Here is a 12,604-nt window from a genome sequence, read left to right as displayed (position 1 = left end):
AAAGCTCTCCAAAATACCATATTTATCCAGAGTGAGAAGCAGACGATGATTCCCTCAATCGAAATCAAGGGAATCATCATGAAGCGGAACAAGCGCGTGACATGGCATCGCAACGATGCCTCGGCGTTGGATGTTGAGGACTTGCAGATCGCCGTCGTCGGCGGCACTGGCGGTATTGGCCGCGCCTTGAGCCGGCATCTGGCTTCGCTCGGCGCCAACGTCATCGTCGTCGGGCAGAACTTCCGCGATGCGGGTACACCCAGAATCACATTCATCCAAGCCGACCTGAGCCTGATGAATGAAGCGCAGCGTGCCGCCACGCTGTTGCCTGCGGGGACGCTGGATATGGTGATCTTCACCACCGGCATCTTCGCCGCCCCGCAACGCCAGGAAACGGCGGAAGGCATCGAGCGCGACCTGGCCGTCAGCTACTTGAGCCGACTGGTCATCCTGCGCGCCATCGCGCCGCGGTTGGGCACGCAGCGTCCCAAGTCGTCCGTGAAGCCGCGCGTGTTCCTGATGGGCTACCCCGGCAGCGGCCAGATCGGCACGCCGGACGACCTCAACACCGAGAAATCCTACAAGGCGATGCCGGCGCACATGAACACCGTCGCCGGCAACGAAATGCTGGTGCTCGATTCGGCCCGGCGTTACCCGCACGCCACGTTCTTCGGCCTGAACCCTGGCCTTATCAAGACCAACATCCGCGACAACCTCCTCGGCAAGGACTCGCTGAAGTCGCGCGTGATGGAGACGCTGATCGGCTGGTTCACGCCTACCGCCGACGCCTACGCCGAACGCATCGCGCCGCTGCTGCTGACGCCCGACATCGAAGGCCACAGTGGTGCGATGTTCGATAGCAAAGGCCGGGCCATCCTGCCGTCGAACGGGCTGACCGAGCCGCACATCCGCAAGTTCATGGCCGCGTCCGAGGCATTGGCGGCCCGGACAGGCATCCAGCACACGGCTCCATAGAAGACAGACGCTTTTTTCCAAACACCACATCCGAGGACTTCATCATGACCACCGTATTCGATTCCGTCCGCCTTGGCCGCTACACCTGCAAAACCGTCTGGTGATGGCCCCGAATGACCCGCAGCCGTGCACAGTTCGATGGCACGCCGGGCAAACTAGCCGCCACCTACTACGCGCAGCGTGCCAGTGTCGGCCTGATCGTCGCCGAAAGTACCCAACCGTCCGATGACGGCCAGGCCTATGTGCATGTGACGCACCAGGGCAACGTGATCTACCCAGCAGTCGTGGACACGGTTTCAAGCACTCATCCGGAGCTCGAAGAATTCCGGACTGATGTATCCCTGCGTGCTGTGGCGCCGCTGGCGGTTGTAGTCGACTTCGATGTATTCGAACACGGTTGCTCGCATCCGGGCACGCGTATCGAAGCGTTCCCCATGGATGCACTCAACCTTCAGACTGTGGAAGAAGCTCTCGGCACAGGCGTTGTCGTAGCAGTTGCCCTTCGCGCTCATGCTGCAGCGCAGCTGATGAGCACGGATCAGCTTCTGGTAAGCCGCCGAACAGTACTGCCTGGTTCTGCTGTTGCTTGCTCCGCCAGCCGTAGAGCTGGGAAGGCTGCAGGCCGAATTGTTCGGCGGCCTTACCGACACCAATCCGCTCGGCCAGGGCCAGTGCCTCACCCTTGTAGGCTTGGGAGTGGCGAGTACGGGTTGGTTTCATCGGGCTTGCCTGCCTTGCCATGGTTGATCTCGTTGCCGTGTATCGCTTAACGGGGTGTCCACTGAGGCAGGGCAAGATCAACAAGCTATACAAGGCCGAGGTGACTCAAACCGAACGACCTCCGGAAAACCCTAGGCGGTCTCTTCACGCGACGAATGGCGCACAGAGATATCGCGGACGAAAAAAACCGGATCGGGTTGCCCCGATCCGGTCAAAGACACCGGCGCCGATCGCGGCCCCGAAGGATCGGAGGGCCGCGGCCGACTCGGCGGTCGCGAGGAAGCTTGCCCGGCTCAGATGGCCTTCAGCATGTGGCCGCGCTCTTCCAGGTTGAGATGCCAGGACAGCGCCTCGCCCAGGAGATGCGGAGTCTGCCCGCCGCGCCGGCTGGCGCGCTCGAAGTAGTCCTCCAGCGCGGCGTGGTAGTCCGGATGCACGCAGTTGTCGATGATCGCCCGCGCCCGTTCGCGCGGCGCCAGGCCGCGCAGGTCGGCCAGGCCCTGCTCGGTGACCAGGATGTCGACATCGTGCTCGGTGTGGTCGACGTGGCTGACCATCGGCACCACGCTGGAAATGGCCCCGTCCTTGGCGATGGACTTGGTGACGAAGATCGCCAGGCGCGCGTTGCGGGTGAAGTCGCCGGAGCCGCCGATGCCGTTCATCATCCGCGTGCCGCCCACGTGAGTGGAGTTGACGTTGCCGTAGATGTCGAACTCCAGGGCGGTGTTGATGCCGATGATGCCGAGGCGGCGGGCCACTTCCGGATGGTTGGAAATCTCCTGCGGGCGCAGGACCAGACGCTCCCGGTACTTGCCCAGCTCGGCGAAGACACGCCGGCCGCAGTCTTCCGACAGGGTGATCGAACAGCCGGAGGCGAACCTCAGCCGGCCGGCGTCGAACAGCGCGAAGGCCGAATCCTGCAATACCTCGGAATACAGCGTCAGATCGCTGAACGACGACTCGATCAGGCCGTGCATCACCGCGTTGGCGATGGAGCCGACGCCGACCTGCAGCGGCGCCAGGTTGCCGGCCAGCCGCCCGCGCGCCACCTCCCGCTCGAAGAAGCCGATCAGGTGGTTGGCGATGGCCTGGGTCTCGTCGTCCGGCGGCAGCATCGGGTAAGCCGTCTCGGGCGTATCGCAGATGACGATGGCGGCGATCTTCGCCGGATCGATCTCGATGGCCGGCGTGCCGATGCGATCGTCGACCCGGACCAGGGGAATCGGCTGGCGATCCGGGCGATCCGCCGGGACGTGGATGTCATGCAGCCCTTCCAGCAGCGGATTGCAGCCGAGATTGAGCTCGACGATCACCCGCTTCGCGGCCAGGGCCAGGCTGGCCGAATTGCCCACCGAGGAGGTCGGCACTATGTGCCCCCGCTCGGTGATGGCCACCGCTTCGACCACGGCGACATCCGGCGTCGGGATATGGCCGTCGCGCATCTGCTCGACGACTTCCGACAGATGCTGGTCGATGAACGCGACCTCGCCGGCGTTGATCGCCCGGCGCAGGACGGGGTCGCCCTGGAAAGGCATGCGCCGGGCGAGCAGCCCGGCCTCGGCCATCAGGCCGTCCAGTCCCTTGCCGAGGCTGGCGCCGGTGATCAGGTTGATCTTGAGAGGATCGCGCCCCGCCCGCTCGACCAGCGCAGCCGGAATGGCCTTGGCGTCGCCCGCTCCGCCGAAGCCGCTCATGCCGACGGTCATGCCGTCCTCGATCAGGGCCGCCGCCTGCTCGGCGCTCATGATTCGGTCGTGCAGGGAAACCAGGCGAATACGCTCGGAATACATGGGAAACCTCGAAGGATTGTAGTTATTCGAAAGGAGGGGCCCGGCCGCACCGGGCCAGGCCCGGATGGCCGCGCGGAAACGGTCAGGCAAGGCGACACGTCCTACATGTTCGGATAATTGGGTCCGCCACCACCCTCGGGCGTCGTCCAGACGATGTTCTGCGCCGGGTCCTTGATGTCGCAGGTCTTGCAGTGCAGGCAGTTCTGCGCGTTGATCTGCAGCCGCGGACCGCCCTGCTCTTCCTCCAGCACCTCGTACACCCCCGCCGGGCAGTAGCGCTGCGCCGGCTCGGCGTACAGCGGCAGGTTGCGACCGATCGGGATGGCCGGGTCGGCCAGCCGCAGGTGGCAGGGCTGATCCTCCTCGTGGTTGGTGTTGGAGAGGAACACCGAGCCGAGCCTGTCGAAGCCCAGCACCCCGTCCGGCTTCGGGTAGACGATGGGCGGACACTCCGCCGCCGGGCGCAGCCGGGCGTGGTCGGCCTCGCGGTCGTGCAGGGTGAACGGCAGCCGGCCGGCGAAGACATTCTGTTCGACGACGTTGAACGCCCCGCCGGCCAGCGGCCCGAGCCGGTGCAGCGCCGGGCCGAAGTTGCGTGAGCGGTACAGCTCCTCGTGCAGCCAGGAAGCCTCGAAGGCCGCCTTCCAGCGCGGCGCCCAGGCGCTGTCCGGCAGTTCCTCCAGAAGCGCGGCGAACACCGTCTCCGCCGCCAGCAGCCCCGACTTCATCGCCGTGTGGCTGCCCTTGATCTTCGCCACGTTCAGGGTCCCGGCATCGCAGCCGAGCAGCAGGCCGCCCGGAAAAGCCATCTCCGGCAGGGCGTTGAAGCCGCCCTTGGCGATGGCCCGCGCCCCGTAGGACACCCGCTTGCCGCCTTCCAGGTACTGTTTCAGCACGGGGTGGTGCTTGAGGCGCTGGAACTCGTCGAAGGGACTCAGCCAGGGGTTGGCGTAGTTCAAATCGACGATCAGCCCGACCACCACCTGGTGGTTCTCGGCGTGGTAGAGGAAGAAGCCGCCGCCGCTGTCCTTGTCCAGCGGCCAGCCGGCGCCGTGGATCACCAGCCCGGGCCGGTGGCGGGACGGCTCGATGTCCCACAGCTCCTTGATGCCCAGGCCGTAGTGCTGCGGGTCGGTGTCCCCAGCCAGTCCGAAGCGTTCGACCAGTTGCTTGCCCAGGTGGCCGCGGCAGCCCTCGGCGAACAGGGTGTAGCGGGCGTGCAGTTCCATGCCCGGCATGAAGCCGTCCTTGTGGCTGCCGTCGGCGGCCACGCCCATGTCGCCGGTGACCACGCCCTTGACCCGGCCGTTCTCGTCGTGGAGCACTTCCGCGACGGCGAAGCCGGGGAACACCTGCACGCCCAGCGCCTCGGCCTGCTCGCCCAGCCAGCGCACCAGGTTGCCGAGACTGACGATGTGGTTGCCGGCGTTGTGCAGGCTTTTCGGCAGCAGCGCGTCGGGCAGTTTCAGCGCCCGTTCGGCGTCCTTGAGCAGGTAGACCTCGTCGGCGCTGACCGGGGTGTGCAGCGGTGCGCCGCGTTCCCGCCAGTCGGGAAACAGTTCTTCCAGGGCGCGGGACTCGAACACCGCGCCGGAGAGGATGTGCGCCCCGACCTCGGAGCCCTTCTCCACCACGCAGACTTCCAGCGGCCGGCCCTGTTCGTTGGCCAGTTGCATCAGCCGGCAGGCGGCGGACAGGCCCGCCGGGCCGGCGCCGACGATGACCACGTCGAATTCCATGGCTTCGCGCATGGTGCGTTCCTCCTCGATCTTGTTGTTGTGAGTCGACGGCCACGGCGCGGCACCAACCCCCTCGCCGTGCCATCGGTGGGAGCGGATGCATTCGCGACTGGAGTGGGCACAAGGCCTCCGGCTGCCTTCGGCAGGTCGCGGATGAATCCGCTCCCACACCGAGCGATAGCGTGCCGGCCCCGCGCCGTCGAATCTGGCTGCGTCTTCAGAGGGCCCGTTCCAGCTCGGGCACCGCCTCGAACAGGTCGGCGACCAGCCCGTAGTCGGCGACCTGGAAGATCGGCGCCTCGGGGTCCTTATTGATCGCCACGATCACCTTGGAATCCTTCATCCCCGCCAGGTGCTGGATCGCCCCGGAGATACCCACCGCGATGTACAGCTCCGGCGCGACGATCTTGCCGGTCTGCCCCACCTGCATGTCGTTGGCGACGAAGCCGGCGTCCACCGCCGCCCGCGAGGCGCCGACCGCCGCGCCCAGCTTGTCGGCGAGTTTTTCCAGCAGGGCGAAGTTCTCGCCGCTGCCCAGCCCGCGACCGCCCGATACCACGATGCGCGCGCTGCCCAGTTCCGGGCGGTCGGACTTGGCCAGTTCCTCGCCGACGAAGCGCGAGGTGCCGGCGTCATGCGCGGCGTCTAAGGTCTCGACGGCGGCGCTGCCGCCCTCGGCCGGCAGCGGGTCGAAGGCGCTGGCGCGCACCGTGGCGACCACGATCGGGTCCAGCGACTGTACGGTGGCGATGGCGTTGCCGGCGTAGATCGGCCGCTTGAAGGTGTTCGGCGAGACGACGCCGACGATGTCGGAGAACTGGGCCACGTCGAGCAGCGCGGCGACCCGCGGCAGCAGGTTCTTGCCGGCCGAGCCGGCCGGCGCGAGCAGGTGCGAATAGCCCTTCCCGAGTCCCGCGACCAGCCGGGAGAGGTTTTCCGCCAACTGGTGCGCGTAGACGGCGGCATCGGCGACCAGCACCTTGCTCACCCCAGGGATGGCGGCGGCCTGGGCGACGACGGCTGCGCAGGAAAAGCCGGCGACCAACAGATGCAGCTCGCCGCCTAGTTGCGCCGCGGCGCCCAGGGTGTTCAGGGTGGCGCCCTTGAGGGCGCGGTTGTCGTGTTCGGCAATGACAAGAATGGCCATCAGATCACCTTCGCTTCGCTCTTCAGTTTTTCCACCAGCTCGCTCACGCTGCCGACCTTGATCCCGCCCTGGCGCTCGGCCGGCGCCTCGACCTTGAGCAGGCGGGTATGGGCCTTGAGCGTCACGCCGAGCTCGACGGGGCTCTTCACCTCCAGCGGCTTCTTCTTGGCCTTCATGATGTTCGGCAGCGAGGCGTAGCGCGGCTCGTTGAGGCGCAGGTCGGTGGTGACGATGGCCGGCAGGTTCAGCTCCAGGCTCTGCAGGCCGCCGTCGATCTCGCGGGTGACCCGCAGGCGGCCCGCCTCCAGGGCGAGCGCCGAGGCGAAGGTGGCCTGCGGCCAGTCCAGCAGGGCGGCGAGCATCTGCCCGGTCTGGTTGTTGTCGCCGTCGATGGACTGCTTGCCGAGGATCACCAGGTCGGGCTTCTCCGCCGCGACCACGGCGGCGAGCAGCTTGGCCACCCCCAGGGGGTCGGGCGCCTCGCCGCTGTCGATCTGGATGCCGCGGTCGGCGCCCAGGGCCAGGGCGGTGCGGAGCTGTTCCTGGCAGGCGGCCGGGCCCACCGAGACGGCGACGATCTCGCTGGCGAGACCGGCCTCCTTGAGGCGCACGGCCGCTTCCACGGCGATTTCGCAGAAGGGGTTCATGGCCATCTTGACGTTGGCCAGGTCGACGTCGCTCTGGTCGGGCTTGACCCGCACCTTGACGTTGTAGTCGATCACCCGTTTGACGGTTACCAGTACTTTCATTGCGCAAGTCCCCGCGGGACGGCCTTCGGGACCGCCCTCTCTCTTGTTGTCGTTCAGCGGCGTCCCGGCGGGACGCCGTTCCCGTGGCGCGGCATCAGAACTGTTCGTCGCTCAGCGCCATGATGCTGCCGCTGCCGGCGCGGATCGCCGCCAGCAGGGACTGGGTACGCGGCAGCAACTGCTCGCTATAGAAGCGCGCGCTGACCAGCTTGGCTTCGAGGAAGGCGCGGTCGCCGCCAGCCTCCAGCAACGCCTGGGCGCGCAGCGCCGAGCCGGCCATCAGCCAGCCGCCGCACAGGTAGCCGCAGAGCATCAGGAAGTTCACGCTGACGCTGCCGGCCAGGGCGGCATCGCCCTCGGCCCCCTCGAGCAGCAGGCGACGCGCCTCGCGGCCGGCGGCCAGCGCCTCGCCCAGGGCGCGGGCCTGAACGGCGAAGGGCGCGGCGCTTTCCAGGCGGGCGACGGTCTCGCCGATCTCGTCGAACAGGCCGGCGAGCAGTTCGCCCCTGTTCAGCAGGGTCTTGCGCCCGACCAGGTCGAGCGCCTGGATACCAGTGGTGCCCTCGTAGATGGTCAGGATGCGCGCATCGCGGTAGTGGCGGGCGGCGCCGGTTTCCTCGATGAAGCCCATGCCGCCGTGGATCTGCACGCCGAGGGAGGTCACCTCCTGGGCCAGTTCGGTCAGCCAGCCCTTGACGATCGGCGTCAGCAGATCCACACGGCCCTGGTGGCGCGCGGCGGCCGCCGGGTCCGGCGCGTGAGTCACGCGGTCGACCTCGGCGGCGGCGACCAGCGCCAGGGCGCGCATCGCCTCGATGGAGGCCTTCATCTGCAGCAGCATGCGGCGCACGTCGGGGAACTCGATGATCGGGAAGCGGCTGCCGTCCTTGCGGGTGCCCTGCAGACGCTCCCTGGCGTACTGGCGGGCCTGCTGGTAGGCGCGCTCGGAGATCGACAGGCCCTGCAGGCCGACGCTCTGGCGGGCGTGGTTCATCATGGTGAACATGCAGGCCAGGCCCTTGTGCGGCTCGCCGACCAGATAGCCGACGGCGCCCTCCTTCTCGCCGAAGCTCATCACGCAGGTCGGGCTGGCGTGGATGCCCAGCTTGTGCTCCAGGGAGACGCACTGGGCGTCGTTGCGCGCGCCCGGATTGCCCTGCGCGTCGAGCAGGAACTTGGGCACGATGAACAGCGAGATGCCCTTGACCCCGGCGGGCGCGTCCGGCAGCCGCGCCAGCACCAGATGGATGACGTTGTCGGTCATCTGGTGGTCGCCCCAGGTGATGAAGATCTTCTGCCCGCTGATCAGGTAGTGATCGCCATTGGGCACGGCCCTGGTCTTGATCGCCGCCAGGTCCGAGCCGGCGTCCGGCTCGGTGAGGTTCATGGTGCCGGTCCACTCGCCGCTGACCAGCTTCGGCAGGTAGGCCGCCTGCAGCTCGGCCGAGGCATGATGGGCGATGGCCTCGAGAGCGCCCTGGGTGAGCATCGGGCAAAGGGCGAACGCCAGGTTCGCCGAGTGCCAGATCTCGTTGACGGCAGTACCCACCACATTCGGCAGGTTCTGCCCGCCCCAGGCCTCGGCGGCGGTCAGCGACGGCCAGCCGCTTTCCTGGAACTGCCGGTAGGCGGCGGCGAAGCCGGGCGTCTCCTCGACGCCCCGCTCGCTCAGGCGCGCGCCCCGGGTGTCGCCGATGGCGTTCAGCGGCGCCAGCACCTCGGAGCCCAGCCGGCCGGCTTCGGCGAGAATGGCGGAAACCAGTTCGCCGTTGACCTCGTTCAGGCCGGCCCCGGAGCAGAAGCCTTCCAGCTCGACCAGTTCGTTCAGCACGAATTCCGTGTCGCGGTAGGGATGGACGTAGTCACTCATGATTGTTTCCTCTTTGTTCGGTGAGCGGGCGGCCAGCGTTTTCGCGGGCGGGGTCGGACCAGGGGCCATGACCCACCGACGGCGACGCCTGCCGCCTTCGGTATACGGGCTTCAGAAATAGCCCCGGCCGGCGGCCAGGCGGGCGCGGAAATCCTCGGTCAGGCGGTAGAGCCCGCCATGACGGGCGTGGGCCTCGGCCTTGGCGGCGAAGACCGCCAGGCCCTGGGTGTCGATGTAGCGCAGGGCGCCGCCGCGAAAGCGCGGGAAGCCGATGCCGAGCAGCAGCCCCATGTCGATCTCCTCGGGCGTCTCGACGATGCCGTCCTCCAGGCAGCGCACCGCCTCCAGGCACAGCGGGATCATCAGCCGGTCGACGATTTCCTCGTCGGAAACCTCCACGGCCTCGACCACCCGCCCGGCGATCAACGCGCGGGCCGCCGCGGCCGGCTGCTTGCCGCGCCGTCCGGAGGCGTCGACGGTGTATTCGTAGAAACCCCGGCCGTTCTTCTGGCCGAGCGCGCCGCTGGCCAGCAGCGCATCCATGATCGGCTCGCCGTCGTGGCCCATGCGCTCGGGGAAACCCTCCTGCAGCACATGGTCGGCGTGGACCATGGTGTCGATGCCGACCACGTCGGCCAGGTAGGCCGGGCCCATCGGCCAGCCGAAGGCTTCCATGACCCGGTCGATGCGCTCGAAGTCGACGCCGTCCCTGAGCAGGCGGTTGAAGCCGTTGAAATAGGGGAAGAGCACCCGGTTGACCAGAAAGCCCGGACAGTCGCCGACCACGATGGGCGTCTTGCCCATGGCGCTGGCGTAGGCCACGGTGCGGGCGATGGTCGCCTCGCTGCTGCGGCTGCCGCGGATCACCTCGACCAGTTGCATCAGTTGCACCGGGTTGAAGAAGTGCATGCCGCAGAAGGCTTCCGGCCGCTTCAGGCCCCGCGCCAGCAGGTCGATGGAGATGGTCGAGGTGTTGGAGGTCAGCACCGCGTTCGCCGCCACCTGGTCCTCCACCTCGGCCAGCACGGCGGCCTTGACCCTGGGATTCTCGACCACCGCCTCGACCACCAGGTCGACTTCGCCGAAGCCCGCGTAGTCCAGCGCCGGCCGGATGTTGTCCAGCACTCGCTGCTTGCCGGCGGCATCCAGGCGGCCCTTGTCGATCTGCCGGTCGAGCAGTTGCCCGGCGGTCTTCAGGCCCAGTTCGAGCGCCTCGCCGCGGATGTCTTTCATGACGATGGGCACGCCCGAGGACGCCGACTGGAAGGCCACGCCGCCGCCCATGATGCCGGCGCCGAGCACGGCGCTGCGGCGGACCGGCTCGGCCTTGCCGCTCCAGGCCCTGGCCTTCTTCCTGACCAGTTGCTCGCCGAGGAACAGGCCGATCAGCGCGCGGGCGACATCCGACTTGGCCAGCGCGCCGAAGGTACGCACCTCGACCCGCAGCGCCTCGTCCAGCGGCAGCCCGGCATGGCGGATCACCGCATCGAGGATCGCCGCCGGCGCTGGATAACGGGCATCGAGCTTGCCGCCGAGGCGTTGCCGGAGAGCGGCCAGGCGTTCCTGACTGTCGCCGAGGGGCTGCTGCTTGCGGGAGCGCTCGGCGGCGCCCGACAGCTCGCCACTGGCGGCCAGGCGCAGCAGGTTCAGCGCGACATCGCGCAGCTCCGCGGCGAGCACCACCCGGTCGACGGCGCCCAGCTCCAGCGCCCTGGCCGCGGCCTGCGGCTTGCCGGCGAGCATCCAGTCGAGCGCCGCCTCGGCGCCGATCAGCCGGCTCAGGCGAACGGTGCCGCCCCAACCCGGACAGAGGCCCAGGGTCACCTCCGGCAGGCCGACCCTGGCATCCGCCGCCAGCACCCGGAAATCGGCCGCCAGCGCCAGCTCGAAGCCGCCGCCCAGCGCCAGGCCGTTCACCGCCGCCACGCTCGGGAACGGCAGGCGCTCCAGGGCGGAGAACAGTCGCTGCCCGTAGCCGATCCAGTCCGCCACCTCGCTCTCGGGACGGGCGAAGGCCGCGGTGAATTCGGTGATGTCGGCGCCGACCACGAACGCCGGCTTGGCACTGGCGATCAGCAGACCCTCGATCTCGTGGCCGCGGGTACCGAGCAGCCGGACGACTTCGGCCAGCTCGTCCAGGGTCGGCCGGTCCAGCTTGTTGACGGAGGAGCCCTGCAGATCGAGGGTCAGCTCGACCAGCCCCGCCTCCAGTGCCTTGAGGCGCATCGCCTTGCCGTTGAACATCGTGAACTCCAGGTTGTTCTTGAGCGGCCACGCGGGGCCGCACGCATCCGCACCGTCGCCGCGCGGGCGATGGTCGGGTCGAAAAATTCGGAAAGCGGGCGCGGCCGCGCCGGACCGCGCCCGGGCCGCTCAGTCGCGCCGCAGCAGCGCCGCGATGCCCTGGCCGCCGCCGATGCACAGGCTGACGATGGCGTAGCGGCCCAGGACGCGGGCCAGCTCGTGGATCGCCTTCACCGTGATGATGGCGCCGGTGGCGCCGATCGGATGGCCCATGGAGATGCCGCTGCCGTTGGGGTTGAGGCGCTCGGCGGGCAGTTCCAGTTGCTGGGCGACGGCCAGCGCCTGGGCGGCGAAGGCCTCGTTGACCTCGAAGACGTCGATGTCGCCGACGCCCAGGCCGTTGCGTTCGAGCAACTGGCGAATGGCCGGAACCGGGCCGATGCCCATGATGCTCGGCTCGACGCCGACCACCGCATAATCGACCAATCGGGCCAGGACCTGACGACCCTCGGCTTCGGCCCTGGTGCGCGCCATCAGCACCAGGGCGGCGGCGCCGTCGTTGAGCCCGGAGGCGTTGCCGGCGGTGACCGTGCCGCCCTCCTTCTTGAACACCGGCTTCAGCGGCTCGAGGTCGCCGAGCGTGCAGTCGAAGCGGATGTGCTCGTCGGTATCGAAGAAGGTCGAGCCTTTGCGGCTCTTCAGCTCGATGGGCAGGATCTGCTCCTTGAAATACCCCTGCTCGACGGCGCGCTGGGCGCGCTTGTGGCTCTCGACGGCCAGCGCATCCTGCTGCTCGCGGGTGATGCCGTACTGCTCGGCGACGTTCTCCGCGGTCACGCCCATGTGGTAGCGGTTGATCGGGCACTGCAGGGCGCCGACCATCGGGTCGACGGTCACCCCGTCGCCCATCCGCTGGCCGAAGCGCCCGGCGGGCAGGTGGTAGGGCGCCAGGCTCATCGACTCGGCGCCGCCGGCCACCGCCGCGTCGCACAGGCCGAGCTGGATCTGCTGGGCGGCGCTGACGATGGCCTGCAGGCCGCTGCCGCACAGGCGGTTGACGGTCAGCGCCGGGGTATCCACGGACAGGCCGCCCTGCAGCGCCGCCACCCGGCTGATGTACATGTCGCGCGGCTCGCTGTGGATGACGTTGCCGAACACGCAATGGCCGATGCCGGCCGCATCGATGCCCGCCCGGCGTACCGCCTCGGCGACCAGCAGGCCGCCCAGTTCGCCGGGCCGGTGGCTCTTCAGGCTGCCGCCGAAGCCGCCGATGGCCGTGCGAACCCCGCTGACGATGACCACTTCTTGTATTTGTGCGCTCATGGATGGTTTTCCTTGGATGTGCCTGGAGCGGACAGCCCTCCGAGGGG

At 68.3% G+C, this 12,604-nt stretch carries 8 protein-coding genes and 2 pseudogenes; 1 reads left to right on the top strand and 9 read right to left on the bottom strand.

Features of this window, described 5'->3' with window-relative positions; translation table 11 throughout:
* The first annotated feature begins 45 nt into the window (after positions 1–45).
* Entirely contained in the window at positions 46–975 is a 930-nt protein-coding gene (locus AVCA_RS07530; protein WP_012700276.1) for an SDR family NAD(P)-dependent oxidoreductase, read from the top strand.
* A gap of 296 nt (positions 976–1,271) precedes the next feature.
* Here AVCA_RS07530 and AVCA_RS26725 read toward each other — a convergent pair.
* The 9 genes and pseudogenes from AVCA_RS26725 to bktB form a co-directional block, all read right to left on the bottom strand.
* Positions 1,272–1,553: pseudogene (locus AVCA_RS26725) on the bottom strand (IS3 family transposase); the annotation flags it as partial.
* Positions 1,516–1,695, bottom strand: a pseudogene (locus tag AVCA_RS26720) (transposase); the annotation flags it as partial. The pseudogenes AVCA_RS26720 and AVCA_RS26725, both read right to left, overlap by 38 nt.
* A 293-nt stretch (positions 1,696–1,988) precedes the next feature.
* Positions 1,989–3,485 carry an acetyl-CoA hydrolase/transferase family protein gene (locus AVCA_RS07520; protein WP_012700274.1) on the bottom strand — a complete coding sequence of 499 codons (1,497 nt, stop codon included), beginning with the start codon at positions 3,483–3,485 and terminating at the stop codon, positions 1,989–1,991.
* Between the two features lie 101 nt (positions 3,486–3,586).
* Positions 3,587–5,236 carry an electron transfer flavoprotein-ubiquinone oxidoreductase gene (locus AVCA_RS07515; protein WP_012700273.1) on the bottom strand — a complete coding sequence of 550 codons (1,650 nt, stop codon included), beginning with the start codon at positions 5,234–5,236 and terminating at the stop codon, positions 3,587–3,589.
* 205 nt (positions 5,237–5,441) lie between these two features.
* The gene (locus tag AVCA_RS07510; RefSeq protein ID WP_012700272.1) at positions 5,442–6,371 is read right to left on the bottom strand and encodes an electron transfer flavoprotein subunit alpha/FixB family protein; all 930 of its coding nucleotides are present in this window, start codon (positions 6,369–6,371) and stop codon (positions 5,442–5,444) included.
* Entirely contained in the window at positions 6,371–7,120 is a 750-nt protein-coding gene (locus AVCA_RS07505) for an electron transfer flavoprotein subunit beta/FixA family protein (protein ID WP_012700271.1), read from the bottom strand. Before AVCA_RS07505 ends, AVCA_RS07510 begins: the two co-directional genes overlap by 1 nt.
* 94 nt (positions 7,121–7,214) lie before the next feature.
* Positions 7,215–8,990, bottom strand: a complete 1,776-nt coding sequence (locus tag AVCA_RS07500; RefSeq protein ID WP_041807081.1) for an acyl-CoA dehydrogenase — start codon at positions 8,988–8,990, stop codon at positions 7,215–7,217.
* A 111-nt stretch (positions 8,991–9,101) separates the two neighbouring features.
* Positions 9,102–11,234, bottom strand: coding sequence for a fatty acid oxidation complex subunit alpha FadB (gene fadB / locus AVCA_RS07495; protein WP_012700269.1), 2,133 nt, complete (start codon positions 11,232–11,234; stop codon positions 9,102–9,104).
* 129 nt (positions 11,235–11,363) lie between these two features.
* Entirely contained in the window at positions 11,364–12,557 is a 1,194-nt protein-coding gene (bktB, locus tag AVCA_RS07490; protein WP_012700268.1) for a beta-ketothiolase BktB, read from the bottom strand.
* Between the last annotated feature and the right edge of the window lie 47 nt (positions 12,558–12,604).

Source organism: Azotobacter vinelandii CA (assembly GCF_000380335.1).
Taxonomy (GTDB): domain Bacteria; phylum Pseudomonadota; class Gammaproteobacteria; order Pseudomonadales; family Pseudomonadaceae; genus Azotobacter; species Azotobacter vinelandii.
The sequence above is the reverse complement of the archived record's forward strand: the minus strand, read 5'-3'. Positions and strand labels throughout refer to the sequence as shown.